This window comes from Nocardiopsis sinuspersici, from assembly GCF_001998325.1.
Taxonomy (GTDB): Bacteria; Actinomycetota; Actinomycetes; order Streptosporangiales; family Streptosporangiaceae; genus Nocardiopsis; species Nocardiopsis sinuspersici.
On record NZ_MCOK01000001.1, the window covers coordinates 5937813 to 5953332 of the forward strand.

General features: G+C 72.7%; 13 protein-coding genes. 7 read left to right on the forward strand and 6 right to left on the reverse strand.

Translation table 11 applies throughout. The features are described 5' to 3' along the window. Positions 1-15 precede the first annotated feature (15 nt). Positions 16-1959 (reverse strand): N-acetylmuramoyl-L-alanine amidase, encoded by a 1944-nt coding sequence (locus NOSIN_RS27935; RefSeq protein ID WP_227015172.1) that lies wholly within the window; start codon positions 1957-1959, stop codon positions 16-18. A 154-nt stretch (positions 1960-2113) separates the two neighbouring features. Here NOSIN_RS27935 and NOSIN_RS25850 point away from each other — a divergent pair, with 154 nt between their 5' ends. Next, positions 2114-3607: a bifunctional ADP-dependent NAD(P)H-hydrate dehydratase/NAD(P)H-hydrate epimerase gene (locus tag NOSIN_RS25850; protein WP_077693219.1), complete on the forward strand. Its 1494-nt coding sequence runs from the start codon at positions 2114-2116 to the stop codon at positions 3605-3607. 14 nt (positions 3608-3621) lie between these two features. Here the strand turns inward: NOSIN_RS25850 and NOSIN_RS25855 are convergent, their stop codons facing one another. From NOSIN_RS25855 to NOSIN_RS25870, 4 genes are all read right to left on the reverse strand, one after another. Beyond that, entirely contained in the window at positions 3622-4107 is a 486-nt protein-coding gene (locus tag NOSIN_RS25855; RefSeq protein ID WP_077693220.1) for a hypothetical protein, read from the reverse strand. Beyond that, positions 4104-4421, reverse strand: a complete 318-nt coding sequence (locus NOSIN_RS25860; RefSeq protein ID WP_077693221.1) for a hypothetical protein — start codon at positions 4419-4421, stop codon at positions 4104-4106. The genes NOSIN_RS25855 and NOSIN_RS25860 overlap by 4 nt, the downstream gene beginning before the upstream one ends. 73 nt (positions 4422-4494) lie before the next feature. Further along, positions 4495-4983, reverse strand: coding sequence for an NUDIX hydrolase (locus tag NOSIN_RS25865; RefSeq protein ID WP_077693222.1), 489 nt, complete (start codon positions 4981-4983; stop codon positions 4495-4497). After that, on the reverse strand, positions 4980-5645 hold the full coding sequence (locus NOSIN_RS25870; RefSeq protein WP_077693223.1) for a TetR/AcrR family transcriptional regulator: 666 nt from the start codon (positions 5643-5645) through the stop codon (positions 4980-4982). The genes NOSIN_RS25865 and NOSIN_RS25870 overlap by 4 nt, the downstream gene beginning before the upstream one ends. Positions 5646-5735: 90 nt before the next feature. Between NOSIN_RS25870 and NOSIN_RS25875 the strand changes: the two genes are divergently transcribed. The 4 genes from NOSIN_RS25875 (at position 5736) to NOSIN_RS25890 (ending at position 11055) form a co-directional block, all read left to right on the forward strand. Then, positions 5736-6680, forward strand: a complete 945-nt coding sequence (locus NOSIN_RS25875) for a hypothetical protein (RefSeq protein ID WP_077693224.1) — start codon at positions 5736-5738, stop codon at positions 6678-6680. Further along, complete coding sequence (locus NOSIN_RS25880; protein ID WP_077693225.1) at positions 6680-7975, forward strand: methyltransferase family protein; 1296 nt, start codon at positions 6680-6682, stop codon at positions 7973-7975. Before NOSIN_RS25875 ends, NOSIN_RS25880 begins: the two co-directional genes overlap by 1 nt. Before the next feature lie 57 nt (positions 7976-8032). Beyond that, positions 8033-8659 (forward strand): DUF6518 family protein, encoded by a 627-nt coding sequence (locus NOSIN_RS25885; protein WP_077693226.1) that lies wholly within the window; start codon positions 8033-8035, stop codon positions 8657-8659. Between the two features lie 203 nt (positions 8660-8862). Then, a complete protein-coding gene (locus NOSIN_RS25890; protein WP_077693227.1) occupies positions 8863-11055 on the forward strand; it encodes a PrsW family glutamic-type intramembrane protease in 2193 nt (730 codons plus the stop codon). A gap of 218 nt (positions 11056-11273) precedes the next feature. Here the strand turns inward: NOSIN_RS25890 and NOSIN_RS25895 are convergent, their stop codons facing one another. Then, complete coding sequence (locus NOSIN_RS25895) at positions 11274-13616, reverse strand: molybdopterin-dependent oxidoreductase (RefSeq protein WP_077693228.1); 2343 nt, start codon at positions 13614-13616, stop codon at positions 11274-11276. A 180-nt stretch (positions 13617-13796) separates the two neighbouring features. On the opposite strand from NOSIN_RS25895, the gene NOSIN_RS25900 reads away from it, so the two are divergent. Both NOSIN_RS25900 and NOSIN_RS25905 read left to right on the forward strand, forming a co-directional pair. After that, the gene (locus NOSIN_RS25900) at positions 13797-14744 is read left to right on the forward strand and encodes an HpcH/HpaI aldolase/citrate lyase family protein (protein ID WP_077693229.1); all 948 of its coding nucleotides are present in this window, start codon (positions 13797-13799) and stop codon (positions 14742-14744) included. Between the two features lie 72 nt (positions 14745-14816). After that, positions 14817-15515 (forward strand): response regulator transcription factor, encoded by a 699-nt coding sequence (locus NOSIN_RS25905; RefSeq protein WP_077693230.1) that lies wholly within the window; start codon positions 14817-14819, stop codon positions 15513-15515. Positions 15516-15520 lie beyond the last annotated feature (5 nt).

The following is a 15520-nucleotide window of genomic DNA, read 5'->3' on the forward strand; positions in this document are numbered from 1 at the left end:
GTCGTGTGCACGGGCTCAGTCCTCGGGCGACGTGTTGCTGTCCAGGGCGGTGCTGGAGATCTGGGCCTTCTGCAGGGTGCGCTTGGTGACGGCGGCCTCGACCTGGTCTACCGCGTGAGCGGTCATCTCGTCGCCGTACCCCTCCAGGGCCCGGCTGCCGACGTAGTCGCGGCACAGCCGCACGCCCTCGGCGGTGGCGGGCCCGTAGACGCCGTCGGCCCCGGTCTCGCCCAGGGCGTCACCGAAGCCCGCCCTCCTGATCCTGAGCTGGAGAAGCTTGACCGCCTCTCCCCTACTGCCGATGTGCAGTCCGAGCATGTCGTGTACCTCCGTGGCCTGACCGGGGGGCTGTTCGAATGTGCCCTCGCGGACGAGGGCGTAGGCCCTGTCACCGGGGCAGGACGTGGAGACGAAGTCGCGGTGGCCGAGTACCGTCCCGGCGTTGTCGTACTCCTCCGTCAGCCACTGGCGGAGTTCGCGGACGGCGTTGATCTGCTCGGGCGTGATGAGGTCGGTCGGGCCGGTCGCCAGTGTCACCGAGTAATGGGTGGTGTTGCCGCCCGGTTGCGCGGCCTGGGTCTTGTACAGCCCCCGACCTTCCATGACATATCCATGCGCGCAGGACATGAACGAGTTGCCGGTGAAATACACCGTGCCTTCGCGCCTGGCCAGCCAGGTGTTGTTCGGTGTGCGCACACACCAGACCCGCCCTTCGTGGGGCTCGCGCAGGATGGTGAACTTCGCCTTCCTGGTTGCCGCGGCCTTGGGCGCGACGTGGGTCTTACGGCGCAGTTCGACCTTCCACATGGGATACGGCGTCGAGGAGGTGGGCGGTCGGCGCCGTAGGGAGGTCGAGTATCCGGCGAGAGTCGCAGCGAACTGGAACGCCTCGGCGGCGGCGCGGCTCTTCTGGCTGAGTGCCTGGGCGTTGTTCGTGCGGTTGCCGTGACCGTCTCCCAGTAGTGACGCCTCGATGAACAGGGAGAGTTGCTCCGCGGTCAACGATCGCAAGAACGCATGGGTGGGAATCCGTCCAGGGGCGTGTTCGATCAGAACACGGCCAGCGTCGGAGGACAGATGAAACTCGGCCAGGCTGCGGTTGCGGGCCTCGCGCCATCGCGGGATGCCGTCGGTGTTCGCACTTCTCCGGGGGAACCGTTCGCAGGGTGGTCCGAAGGCGCCGTGCAGCGCGTTTCGAATCCTGGCCACACGGTCGGGATTCCTCGTCTCCGACTGATAGATGGCCACGCTGGTACCGGCCTTACGGCTTTTACCCTGGAGTTTGATGTGCCCCTCAGTCCAGAACCAGGCCACCAGTTCCACGAGTGCGTTGGACCACTTGGGTTCGGTGGGCAGGTGAGCGCAGGGAGCCGACAAGGGAATTCGATCCCAGTAGCCAAGCGTGTCCGTGGTCGCCCACACCCGCTCATGTCCTTTGACACTGCGTGCCGTGCGGCCGGTTCGGGCCCATGTCCCGTCCTCGTTTTTTCGCCTTTCGGTTCCCGTGCGCCTGTAGTAGCGCTCTACGGGCCAGCGGTGGCCCGGGGTGGTCAGCGACGAGTGTTCGCGTCCCTCCATCCGCACCAGCTCCCGAGGCATGGCGGGAAAGACGTAGACGTGCTGGAGGGGCTGCCACTCCGACATCCCTGTCTCGTGGTTGAGGGTGAGAACGATGTCACCGGGGGAGATTTGGTCGAACGTCCGCCAACCGTCCTCGGTGAGGATCTCGGTTGCTTCGTCCACGCAGTATCCGATGCATGTCCATCCACGGGAGGGGCCCATGTGGAACGCGCGGGTGTTGCGCCAGTAGGTGAGGCAGGCCGAGTGGCTCTTCCCGGCGAGCCCCTGGTCACTGCCGTCGTAGTGGATGACCAGTCCTGACCTGGGGTCGGCGTAGGAAGCCTGGCACACGGGCCATCCGAGTTCGGACCGGGACACGTACTTGCTCGGTCGAGGCATGAATCCATTGTGTCAAGGAAGCACTCCGCAGAGTGGCGAATCAATACTATTCGGTGGAAATTCCTTGCCCTGGTCCCCATGGTGTGGCGAATTCACCCTGCCCGGCTCCGACTGCGGCACGATGGGGGCCGATCCACCTCCGGGAGGTAAACCGGTGCTCTCCGCACACACCGTCAGCGTCGTCCGCGAAGCCGAGTCCGCGCTCATGGCGCGCGTCCCCGACGGAACCCTCATGCGCAGGGCCGCGACCGGGCTCGCCGCGGAGTGCGCCCGGCTCCTGCCCCGTGTGTACGGCGCGCGGGTCGTCCTCCTGGTCGGCGGCGGCGACAACGGCGGCGACGCCCTGTACGCGGGTGCGAACCTCGCCGCACGGGGAGCCTCCGTACACGCCCTGCTCGCGGGAAGGGGCCTCCACCAGGACGGCGCCATCGCCCTGCGTGCGGCGGGCGGCCGGACCCGGTGGTTCACCGACGCGATGGCCGACGAGACCGACCTGTTCGACGCCGACCTCATCGTCGACGGACTCCTCGGTATCGGCGGGCGCGGGGGGCTGCGCGAGCCGCACGCCACCCTGGCCCTGCTCGCCGCGAACGCACCCGCTCCCGTGGTCGCGGTCGACCTGCCCAGCGGGGTGGACGCCGACACCGGCGAGGTCTCCGGACACGCCGTCCGCGCCGACGTCACCGTCACCTTCGGCACCCACAAGCCGGGCCTGTTCGTCGACCCGGGAGCCGACCGCGCGGGCCGGATCCACCTCGTGGACATCGGGCTGGCCCCCGAGCTGCCCGGGCCCGCCCTGGTCCGTCCACAGCCTGTGGACATCGCCTCGCTCCTGCCGGTCCACGGCGCCGAGACCGACAAGTACCGCCGGGGTGTGCTCGAGATCCGCGCGGGCTCCGACCGGTACCGGGGCGCCGCCGTCCTGTGCGTCGGGGGAGCGCTGCGCACCGGGGTCGGGATGGTCCGCTACGGGGGCGGACTGCGCGTCGTCGACCAGGTGCTCTCCCAGTGGCCGGAGACCGTCGCCAGACTCCTCGACCCGCAGAGCAGCACCGACCTGTCACCCGGTCGGGCCTCCGCCGTCGTCATCGGCTCCGGACGCGGTACGCACCCGGCCAACTCCGACGAGCTCTACTCGGTCCTGGAGAGCGACCTGCCGGTACTCGTCGACGCCGACGGGCTCACCCTGCTCACGGGGGACGGGGGCGCCGCGCTGGCCGAACTGCTCTGCGAGCGGACGGCGCACACGCTGCTGACCCCGCACGCCGGGGAACTGGCCCGGTTGATGGAGGCCGACCGGGGCGACGTGGAGGCGCGCCGCCTGGAGCACGCGGCCCGTGCCCGCGACCGCTTCGGGTGCACGGTCCTGCTCAAGGGGTCGACCACGGTGATCGCGCACCCGGGCGCGCCCGTGGTGGTCAACCCGACGGGTACGCCGCTGCTGGCCACGGCCGGGACCGGTGACGTGCTGTCGGGGGCGGTCGGCGCGTTCCTGGCCTCCGGGCTGCCCGCTCGTGAGGCCGCGATGTGCGGCGCCTACGTACACGGACGCGCCGCCACGCTCGCCCGGGGCGGCGCGCCGATCAGCGCGTCCGACCTGTTGGACGCGCTGCCCCTCGCGATCCAGGAGGCCCACCGGGCCGTCTGAGATCCGTACCGGCCCTATACGGGAGCCACGTGGACGCCGTCGGTGCCGATGGCACGGAGGTAAGCGCTGATGTCCTCGGGATCGCTGGTGAAGACTACGGCTTCGAGGTGCTTTGCCGCATTCCACGCGACTAGTGCGTCCACGGCGTCGGGACGCTTCTTCGGCGGTAGATCCGCTGTTTCCAGGAGGACGCCGATACGCCGCCAGTCGGTGGTGTCCGGCGGGGTGGAGCACAGGATGCAGGTGACCTGACCGACGCGGGTGGGCCGCAGCGCGGGGGCTGAGGACCTGGCCTGGGGAACTGTGCACTCCTTGAGCACGCGGCTCAGGGCATACACGGTGGCCGGGTCGGAACGCCATGCCTGGGCCAGGACCGGGCCTGGAACGATCGGGCGGTGCGGAGTCCTTCCGAGACCTCGGTGTATCTGTATTGCCTTGGTCTTGCCCGAGGCCAGGGCGATGAGCATGCCGGTGTCGTACACCGGGACCAGAGTGGTCATGCGACCTGACCTGGGTTCTGCTCGGCTTCGTCGCCGTAGACCAGGCGCATGGCGTCGGCAACCTCACGGCGCTCGCCTTCGGACAGTTCCGTCGCGTCGTCGGCCGGTGTGTACCCGGTGGCCCGGGTCTCCGCCTTGGCGATGAGGGCATCGATCCCGGAGAAGACCTCGTCAGCGGCCTCGGCCTCGGCCATCTGGCGGGTCGCGGCGTTCACCATGTACGAGGAGACGTCCATGCCCGCCCGTTCCGCGTGCGCTCTGACACGCTCCGCGTGTTCGGGGGCGAGGCTGATGCTGATGCGTACCTTGCTCATACAGTGATGGTAATACTCGTATTACGCTGTGTCCATGATACTCCTCGATCCGGCCGGTCGCGGGAAGCGCCGCTCAGCGGAGGCGGGCGGCGTCGATGCCGCGCTGCACGATGTCGGTAATGAAGTAGTCGCCGGGGTCGCGCTCGTCGCGCAGCCGGTGCACCAGGGAGTCGTCCACCCACATGAACTCGGTGTGCTTGCCCGGCTCCAGCCGCGGCGCGTCCAGGTCGCCCTCCACCCGCACCAGGTAGTCCACCTCGTGCCGGGTCACGCCGTCTCCGGGGTCCCAGTCCAGCCGGAACAGCTCGGCCAGCACCTCGGTCAGCCTCCAGCCGGTCTCCTCCTCCACCTCGCGCGCCAGTCCTTCGAGCATGCCCTCACCGCGTTCGACATGCCCGCCGACGATGTCCCAGCAGTCCGGGAACACCCTCCGGGTGGGGGACCGCCGCTGCGCGAAGACCCTGCCCCGGTCGTCGGCGATGACCGCGCCCGCCACGTGGGTCCGCCCGTCGGAGGTGTCCGGGAAACCGATCCCCGGAGCCACCGTGATACCGCTGCTCATGCGCCCTCCTCCTCGTCCGGGGGCCAGCCTACGTTCCCGCCCCGGCGGGGCAGGCGCAGGGTGAGCAGCTTCGCCCGGGGAGCCAGTCCCGCGGCCAGCCCGAAGACCGCCTCGGTGCGCGAGTGGTCCTCGTCGAGCACCGAGAACAGGTTCACGCCCAGGTAGAACGTGATCGCCCCGTAGGCCACCTCGCGGGCGGGCAGCAGCCTGCCCAGGGCGGATCCGCCCAGCACCCGGTTCCACTCGTGCTCGATGAAGGCGATCCACGGTTCGGAGCGGGCCCGGATCTCCTCGCGCAGCTCCGGCTTGGTGACGGCGGCGGCCACCAGCTCGGAGAACTCGGTGACGTAGCCGCGCTCCAGGTCGGTCCGGTAGATCCGCATGGCCGCCTCCACCAGCTCCTCCAGGGTGCCCGCCCGTGCGGTGACCTCCCGGTACATGGCCATGCGCTCGGCGCTGGAGCGGTCCAACGCGGCCAGCAGCAGCTGGTCGACCCCGCCGAAGTGGTAGAAGACCAGCGCCGAGTTGGCCTCCGCGCGTGTGGCGATGGCCCGCGCCGACGCCCCGGCGTACCCCTCCTCGCGCAGCACCTCGCCGGCGGCGGCGAGCAGCCGCTCCTTGGTCTCCTCGCTCGTGCGCCGTCCTCCGCCGCTTCTGGCCATGACCCTCCTTGCTCTCGGTCAGGTTTTCATCATACGGTTTAATCAAGTGATTAAATCAATCGTTTTAATCGCATGTCGAAGGAGTCCCCCGTGCCCCGAAGCGATGTCCCCTCCTCCTCAAGGGCGCGCTGGCTGCTCGCCGGGCTGGTCCTGGCCGCCTTCGCAGCCCTGTTGGCCCTGCGGATCCACCATTGGGGCGGCCTGGACCAGACCGCCCTGTTCTACGTCGGCCTGCCCGCGACGATCGCCCTGCTCGTGGTGTTCACCGTGCGGGCCCGGAGCGCCGTCGGCATCGCCATGGCCGGCACCACCGTCGGCCTGGCCCTGGCCGGGCCCCTGCTCGGAGAGGGGCTGGTGTGCCTGCTCGTCGCCGCGCCCCTGATCTACGGGGTCGTCGCCCTGGTCGCCTGGGTGGCGACGCTGGTCCTGGGCGGGGGCGACCGCTCCCAGCACGCCCTGCTCTCGGTACCGCTGCTGTTCGTGCTCGCCCTGGAGGGCGTCGCCGGGACCTCCCTGCTGCCCAGGGCCGGCACGGGGGAGGGCCACACCGTGGTCTCCGCCCCGGCTGAGAACGTCGCGGCGGCCCTGGCCGCCCCGCCCGAGTACGGTGCCCCCGACGCGCTCTTCCTGCGCGCGGTCCCCTTCCCGCGCCCCGTCTCGGCGGTCGGCGAGGGCCTGGAGGTCGGCGACACCCGGCTCGTCCGCTTCACCCCGCGCCGCACGCTGCGGTCGGGCGCCGAACCCACCCCGCGCCACATGGAGCTGAGGATCGTGGAGAGCGAGATCCGCGGGGACGGCGGCCGGGTGGTGTTCGAGGTGGTCGAGGACACCGCCTTCGCGAACTGGATGGACATGCGCCGCGCCGAGGCCGTGTGGCGGGCCGAGGACGCGGGGACACGGCTGACCTGGTCCATCGACTACGAACGCACCTACGAGCCGTCCTGGTACTTCGGCCCGATCCAGTCCTACGCCACCGGTCTGGCCGCCGAGTACCTCGCCGCGACCTTCGGGTCCGCCGCGCTCGGGGACTCCTGATGGGTCCGGAGACCCCCGCGGTCCTGGTCCGCGGCGTCGGACTGTTCGCCCCGCTGCTGCCCGTGATCGGGCTGTGCCTGTGGCGTGCGCCCCGGCAGCGCGAGATCGCGGCGATGATCGTGGCGGGGGCGTGGTCCCTGCTCACACTCGTCCCGCTCAACCTGTACGCACTGCACGCGGGCTGGTGGTCCTTCCACGCCGAGGGCGCCGTGTGGCTCGGGATCCCCGTCGACCTGCTGCTCGCATGGGCGGTGCTGTGGGGCGTCCTGCCCGCGCTGCTGCTGCGCCTCCTGCCGGTTCCGCTGCTCACCGGCCTGCTCGTGTGGGTGGACGTCATCGTCATGCCGCTCGCCGAACCCGTCGTGGTGCTGGGTTCCCGGTGGCTGCTCGGCGAGTTCGCCGGTTCCGCGCTGTGCCTGATCCCCGCGCTGCTGCTGGCCTACTGGACCCGTACCGGCCAACTGGTCCACGCCCGGACGTGGGCCCAGGCGGTGCTCGCGTTCGGCCTCATGGTCGCCGCGCCGCTGGCCGCACTGGGGGCACTGCCCGAGCCCGGCACGGCCTTCGCCGCCGCCCAGGTCCTCGCGCTGGTGTGCCTGCCGGGCCTGGCGGCGGCCCGCGAGTTCGCCCTGGTGGGCGGCGGTACCCCGCTGCCCTTCGATCCGCCGTCCCGGCTGGTCACCAGCGGCCCCTACGCCTACCTGCGCAACCCGATGCAGACCGCGGTCGTCGCCCTCTACCTGGTCCTGTCCCCGGTCACGGGCGACCCGTGGCCGCTGGCCGGCGCGCTGGCCGCGTTCGTCTACGGCGCCGGGTTCGCCCAATGGCACGAGGGGGGCCGGTTGCGCGAGGCGTTCGGGCGGGACTGGGAGGCCTACCGGTCGGGCGTGCGCTCCTGGCTGCCCCTGTGGCGCCCGTGGCAGGGCCGGACGCCGGGCACCCTGTACGTGGCGTCGGACTGCGACATGTGCCGGGGCCTGGGCGGCTGGCTCGCCGCCCGCGCGCCCGTGGCGCTGGAGCCGAGGCCGGCGGCGGAGCACACCGAGGTGCTGTACCGGCTGACCTACGAGACCCCCGACGGGCTCCGCTGGAGCGGGGTCCGCGCGCTGGCCCGGGCGCTCGAACACCTCCACCTGGGGTGGGCGCTCGTCGGCTGGGCGATCGACCTGCCCGGACCGCGCCACGTCGCGCAGTTGTGCGCCGACGCCTTCGGCGCCGGACCCCGTCCGTCCCGGGAACCCCTCGGTGAACCGGAGAGGGAGGGGGAGGCGCCCACGCGCGGCACCGGGGTGTGAGGTCGGGCGCCGGACGCACCAGGAACCGGCGGAGCGCCCGGCCGCGTTAGCGTGTCCATGGACACGACCACGAAGACGACCTCCCCTCTGGTACCCCTGGCCACCGCCGCCCTCGGCGGCCTGGCGGTCGGTGCGCTGACGTCGTTCGCCCAGGGGTGGCTCCCGTTCGCGCTGCAGTCGCTGGCCAACTCCAGCGGGTCCTGGAGCGCCGCGGCGTTCCTGCCGGCCCTCCTGGCGACGCGGCGGTGGGTCGGCGTGGCCGCCGGGGTCCTGGCACTGGCGGCCATGGTGCTCGGCTACGACCTCGCCTCCGTCCTGCGCGGCTACTCCGCCTCGGTCGGCATGACGCTCTTCTGGCTGACGGCCGCCGTCACCGTGGGTCCCGTCCTGGGACTGGGCGCCGAGTCCCTCCGGCGCCGGGGCGCGTTCGCACCCTGGGGCGTGGGCGTGCTGTGCGGTGTGCTCATCGGCGAGGGCGTGTACGGGTTCCTGTACGTCCTGGAGACGACCTCGCCCGTCTACTGGGCGCTCTCGATCACCGGAGGGGGCGCCCTCCTGGTATGGGCCTGCCTACTGCGCTTTCCCGGGGTCCGCCCGGTCCTGACGGCGGTGGCCGTCACCGCGGTGACGGCCACCGCCTTCGTCTTCGTCTACTCCGGGAACCCGTTGAGGTGGTGGTTCTGACACCGCGCCGACCCGTCCCCGCGACCCCCGTGCGCGTCCTCTGCCGGTGAACGCGCCGCCGGGCCGGGCTCCGGGGCCCGGGCTCCATGGCGCCCTCCCCGTCCGGACGCCCCACCGTTATGCTCGGTCGGGGCCGACTCGTCCGAAAAGGGCGACAGGACGGGCCCCACGTCTTCGCCCCCCCGTAAGGCACGAGGAAGTCCATGGAAGAACAGGCCATGCTCGCGCGGGACCTCGTGCTGCGCGTCTGTGCCGGAGCGACCGAGCTCGACCCCCAGTGGGTCAGGGCCGACGGCAAGGTCACCACACCCTTCCTCGTGCCGCGGGACCGCAACCTCGTCCGCGCGGTCGTCGCCGCGGGACGGGCCATGGGCGTCGACCGGCTCCTGGTCTGCCGCACCCGGCCCGAGTTCTCCTACGACCCCGTCACCGAGGTCCCCCTCGACACCGACACCCTCATCGACCTCGTCCGCGGCTGGGGCCCCGTGCCCACCGACTTCCTCGTCTGCGTCGAGGACTTCTCCGCCGCCGTCCTGGTCACCGCGGACGAACTCACCGTCGCCGCCGGGCCCGCCGACTTCGTCCGCGAACTCGTCGGCGCGGACATCCCCCAGGCCCGGGCGCACTTCGGCGCGCGCGCCCGCGCCGAGGGCGGTCCCGTCCTCACCCGGGCGGCCCAGCTCTACCACTGCGCCGAGGCCGGTGCCCGCCACGCCCGCGGCCCCCGGGGGCCGGGCCCGGACCTGGCCGAGCGCCTGGCCCGGGGCCTCGACCGCGCCCGCCGGAGCTCTCCGCGCGCGGTCCGCTCCCTACGCGCTCTGCGCGGCGCCTGGGGATGGCTCATGGTGGTGGCCCTGCTCGTGGCACCCCTGGTCGTCCCCGGCCTGGAGGCCGTGCTGCCCGCCCTGGCCGCCGCCTTCGTCCTGATCCTCCAGTTGGCCTGGCCGGCGCGCTCTCGCACCGTTTCCTTCGCCGCCCTGCTGCGGGTGGCCGCCTTCGGCGCGCTCCTGCTGTGGCCCCTCGCCCTCGCCGAGGCCGCCCTGGTCCGGCTGCTGGGCGCCGACCCCTACGGTGTCCTCGGCTACACCTACGTCGCCGTGTCCGTGGAGGAAGTCGGCAAGCTCCTCCCGCTGCTGTTCCTGGCACTGGCGGCCCGCCGACGGCTGCGCCGCCTGGCCGCCGTCGACTTCCTGCTGCTGGCCGCCGCCTCCGGGGCCGGGTTCCAGCTCGCCGAACGCCTGCTCACCGAGGTGTCGCTGGGCGGCCGGAACCTCTCCATGGACGTCGGCCCGTTCCTGCCCGGCGGCAGTACCGTCACCGATCCGGCGGGTACCGTGCTGGCGGTCTTCTCCGGGCACGCCGTCACCACCGGCCTGGTCGGGGCCGCGCTCGGCCTGGCGGTCGTGGGCCGCCGCTACGGGGCATGGGTGTGGTTTCTGCCCCCGGTCGCGATGACCCTGGCGTTCCTCGAACACCTGAACCTCAACGCGCGGCTGGCCAACGCCGCGCTCCACCCGGCCTCGGACTTCGCGCACGGCCTCCTGGGCGGCGGAGTCCTCACCCCGTGGCTGCTGGTGCTGCTGCTGGCGTGCGCGGTCGCCATGGACTACCGGATGATCGCGACCGCGGCCGAGTCCACGCCGCCGCTGCCCGGCCAGCCTCCGCTGGCGCGCCTGCGCCGCTGGGCCCGGGGCCGCTCCGTGGCCATGCGCGTGCGCGTGCCCGCCGACATCGCGCCGCTGTTTCGCCGGATGGCGCTGTCCTGGGTGGACCTGCCGGTCACCCTGGCCACCACGCTGTCCACGATCGTCCACGAACTCGCCGTCGCGGCCATCGCCGCGCGGCGCGGGCCCGGGGTGCTCTGCGACACCTGGCGGTTCCTGCGCCGGCGGCGGGGGAACGCCATGGGCGAGGCCCGGTCCGCGGGGAGGCCCTGGCGCCACCACCCCTCGCAGGAGGAGCTCACCCGGCAGGCGCGCGAACTGGCCCGGCGGCTGGGGCTGGCGGCCACCGGCGGGGTCACCGGGGCGATGGCGGCGATGTACGCCGCCGGGATGTACGTCATCGTCACCGCGCCGGTCGCTCCGGGCCCGGACGGGGACGGGCGGGCCGCCTACGCGTTCGTGGCGCTGGACCGGATCCAGGGGTGGTTGGGCGGGCTGACCGCCGTCGAGTCGGCCTGGGCCGCCGTGGCCCTGGTCGCGGTGCTGACCCTGCTGCTGTCCGGCAACGGTGTGCCGCACGCCCACCCGCGCATGCGCGAGTTCCTGCGGGCGCCCACCGCGAACACCGGCGCGATCCTGGGGATGCTCGCCCCCGGCCAGGCGGGGTACGCGGCCCTCGGCCTGGTGGGGCTGCTGCTGCCCCGGCGCGTGGACCGGTTCCTCGTACGGTGACGGGCGCGGCCCCGGGGTGCTTGTTCCACTCCGGGGCCGTTTCCCCGGCCGGGCCGGTCACGTCCGCTCGCTGCCCCGGGGCCGGGGAGCGCCGTCCCAGCAGATCCGGGCGTGTGGGGCGTCGAAGGCGGCGCCGGCCCCACACGGGGATGCCGCCGGGTCGGCCCCGGGTTCACGGATGTCGCGCGGCGGCCGGGGGGAGAGCGTGGCAGCCGGTCTCAGCCCGCGGTGACGCCCCTCGGCGGCTCGAAGGCGCGCACCGGCGGCACCTCACCGGCGAACGGCTCCACGCGCACCCGCGTCAACTGGCCCGTGCACCCCTGGCTCAGTGCCGACGTGCCCACGTCCTCCGTCAGCGCGTTCGGGTTCCCGTGCGCGCACGTCACCCCCGGCTCCGACGGGTCGTACCAGGCGCCCGTCGACAGCTGCACCACACCCGGCCGCAGCGCCTCGCTCACCACCACGCCCGCCAGGCACGAGCCCCGGGAGCTCGACACCCGCACCACGTCCCCGTCGGCCACGCCACACGCTCGCGCGTCCTCCGGGCGCATCCGCACCGGCGAACGTCCTCGTACCTTCTGCGACATGCTGTGCGCGCCCATGTCCTGCTGGCTGTGCAGCCGTCCGCTCGGCTGGTTCGCCACCAGCACCAGCGGGAAGTCCCCGGCCTCCCCGTCCGTGCCGCCGGTCACCGCCGGGCCCGGCAGCCACACCGGATGTCCGGGGCAGTCCTCGTAGCCGAACGACGCGATGGTCTCCGAGAACAGCTCGATCCGCCCGCTCGGCGTCCGCAGGGGATTCCCCTCCGGGTCCTCGCGGAACTCGCCGAGCAGGGCCTCGTCCTCCACCCGGCCGGGCATGTCCACCCGTCCGCGCTCCCAGAACTCCTCGAACGGGGGCACCTCCAGGCCGCGCCGCGCCACCAGCGAGCGCCAGCGCTCGTAGACGACCCGGGTCCACTCGCCGCTGGTCCGGCCCTCGGTGAACTCCTCCCGCACGCCCAGCCGCTCGGCCAGGTCGGCGTAGGTGTCGTACTCGTCGCGCGCCTGCCCGTGCGGCGACACCGCGCGCGGCATCGCCCGCACGCTCAGGTCGCCCTGGCTCGCGGCCATGTCGTCGCGTTCCAGCACCGTCGTGGACGGGATGACGATGTCGGCGTGCCGCGCCGTCGCCGTCCAGTGCGTCTCGTGCACCACCACGGTCTCCGGCCGGCCGAAGGCCCTGGTCAGGCGGGCCAGGTCCTGGTGGTGGTGGAACGGGTTGCCGCCCGCCCAGTACACCAGCCGGATGTCCGGGTAGCGGCGCTCCTCGCCGTCGTGGTCGTAGCGGCCACCCGGGTCCAGCAGCATGTCGGCCACCCGTGCCACCGGGATGAACGAGTCCACCGGGTTGCCGCCCTGCGGCATCCTCGGCAGCCCCAGGGGCGTCGCCCCGCCGCCGTAGTTGCCCATGGACCCGTACCCGGACGCGAAACCGCCCCCCGGCAGTCCCACCTGTCCCAGGCAGCACGCCAGGGCCAGCCCCGCCCACAGCGGCTGCTCGCCGTACCGGGCCCGCTGCACCGACCAGCCCACGTTGACCAGGGTGCGCCGCCCCGCCATCCGACGGGCCAGCGACCGCAGCTCGTCGGCCGGGACCCCGCTGATTCGCTCGGCCCACTCCGGGGAGCGCTCGGTCCCCTCCGTGCCGCCCCTCTCGTCGCGCTCGCCCATCACGTACGCGCGCAGCACGTCCGCGCCCACCGTGTACCGGTCCAGGAACTCCGTGTCGGCCAGGCCCTCGGTGAACAGCACGTGCGTCAGCGCCAGCATCACCGCCGTGTCGGTGCCCGGGGCGATGGAGACCCACTCGGCCCTCACGTCGTCGGGGGTGTCGTCCAGCAGCGGCGACACCGACACGAACTCCACCCCGGACCCGGAGGCCTCGCGCATCGCCGGGCCGGCGGTGTGGGCCGCCCGGCCCCCCGACGACGTCCACGTGTTGGACACGCGCAGCCCGCCGAAGGTGACCAGGAGGTCGGTGTGCTCGCGGATCTGCGTCCATGCCGGGGCCCGGTGCAGCAGCCGGTTCGCCGCCGGGGTGCCGATGATCCTGGGGAAGAGCACCTCCACGGCGCCGTGGCTGTAGGTCGCCCGGGACCGGGTGTACCCGCCGATCGTGTTGAGGAACCGGTGCAGCTGGCTCTGCGCGTGGTGGATCCGGCCCGCGCTGCCCCACCCGTAGGAGCCGCCGTAGACCGCCGCGTTCCCGTGGGTGCGGCGCACCCGGTCGAGCTCTCCGGCGAGCAGGTCCAAGGCCGTGGACCACTCCACCTCGACGTAGGCGTCCTCGGGGTCGCCCCGGCTCGGATCCGGGCCCGGGCCGTGCTCCAGCCAGCGCCGACGCACGGACGGACGCGCCACCCGCGAGGCGTGGTGCTGGGCGGCGGGGGTGTTGGCGATCACCGGGGAGGGCGCCGGGTCGTCCGGGTCCGGGTTCACCCCCACCACGCGGTCGTCCCTGACGAGCACCTGGTAGCTGCCCCAGTGGGCGCTGGTCGGATGCGACGACGTGGCGGACATGCTCGTGTACCTCCTGGGATTCCTCGGACCCCATCGGGGACCCTGGGGCCACTTTATGCACCACACGGTGCGATGATGGTCCGCGCGGCGGCGGCCGGCCGTGGCCCGGCGGCAGCCGCACAACCACAGTCATCCAGGCACAACCACACACGTGGTCGAGCGGAGCGGGGGACAACGGCGATGGGCGAGCTCAGGTCGCGGCGGTCGGTACTCGCGGTACCGGGGTCCAACCCCCGGTTCGTGGACAAGGCGCGGGGACTGGACGTGGACGCCTTCTTCCTCGACCTGGAGGACGCGGTCGCGCCCCTGGAGAAGGAGTCCGCGCGCAGGACCGTGGTCCAGGCCCTCAACGACGGCGGCTGGGACGGCAGGGTCCGCACGGTCCGGGTGAACGACGTCACCACGGAGTGGGCCTACCGTGACGTCATCGCCGTCGTCGAGGGCGCGGGGGCCGAGCTCGACGCCCTGGTCCTGCCCAAGGTCACCGGGGCCCGCGACGTGCAGTGGCTCGACACCCTCCTCACCCAGATCGAGCGGGCCGCCGGGCTGCGGGTCGGCCGGATCGGCATCGAGGCGCAGATCGAGGACGCCCGCGGCCTGGTCGCCGTCGACGAGATCGCCGCCGCGTCGCCCCGTCTGGAGAGCCTCGTCTACGGGCCTGCCGACTTCATGGCCTCCCTCAACATGAAGAGCCTGGTCGTCGGCGAGCAGCCGCCCGGCTACGACACCGGCGACGCCTACCACTACGTGCTCATGCGCATCCTCACGGCCGCCCGCGCCAACGGCCTTCAGGCCGTCGACGGCCCCTACCTCCAGATCCGTGACGTGGACGCCTTCCGCCGGTCGGCCGCGCGCACCGCCGCCCTCGGCTTCGACGGCAAGTGGGTCCTGCACCCGCTCCAGGTGGAGGCCGCCAACGAGGTGTTCGCGCCCACCCAGGAGGACTACGACCACGCCGAGCTGATCCTGGACGCCTACGCGCACGCCACCACCGTGGACCGGCGCGGCGCCGTCATGCTCGGCGGGGAGATGCTCGACGAGGCCTCCCGCAAGATGGCGCTCGTGGTCGCGGGCAAGGGGCGCGCGGCCGGGCTCGGACGCACACGCGAGTTCGATCCGAACGCCTGACCGGCGCAGACCCGGCTCGTACGCCACTCGCCTCTTACCGCTTTCTCACCCTGATACGGAACCATGGGCGCCATGGAAGCCACCGCCACGGTCCTGGTCGCCGACGACGACCGCGCGATCAGGGACTCACTGCAACGCGCACTCCAGTTGGAGGGCTACGAGGTGCGGACGGCGGCGGACGGGGTCCAGGCCCTGGCCGCCGTGCACGCCGAACCCGTCGACCTGCTCGTCCTCGACGTGATGATGCCGGGAGTGGACGGGCTCGGCGTGGCCCGGGTGCTGCGGGCCGAGCACGACCGCACGCCCATCCTCATGCTCACCGCGCGCGTGGAGACGCCCGACCGGGTGGCCGGCCTCGACGCCGGGGCCGACGACTACCTCGCCAAGCCCTTCGAGCTCGACGAACTCCTCGCCCGGCTGCGCGCCCTGCTGCGTCGCGTGGCACCCGCCTCCGAGGACGCCGAGGACGAGGGGCCGCTGCGGGTCGGTGAACTGCGCCTGGATCCGCGCGCCCGCCGGGTCTGGCGCGGCGAGCGCGAGGTCGAGCTGTCCAAGACCGAGTTCGACCTCCTCGAACTCCTGGTCCGCAACACCGGGATCGTGCTGGACCACTCCACCATCTACGACCGCATCTGGGGTTACGACTTCGGCCCCGAGTCCAAGAACCTCGCCGTCTACATCAGCTACCTGCGCCGGAAGCTGGAGGACGGGGGGCCGCCGCTCATCCAGACCGTGCGCGGAGTCGGCTACACGCTCCGTCCGCAGAGGTGACCCCC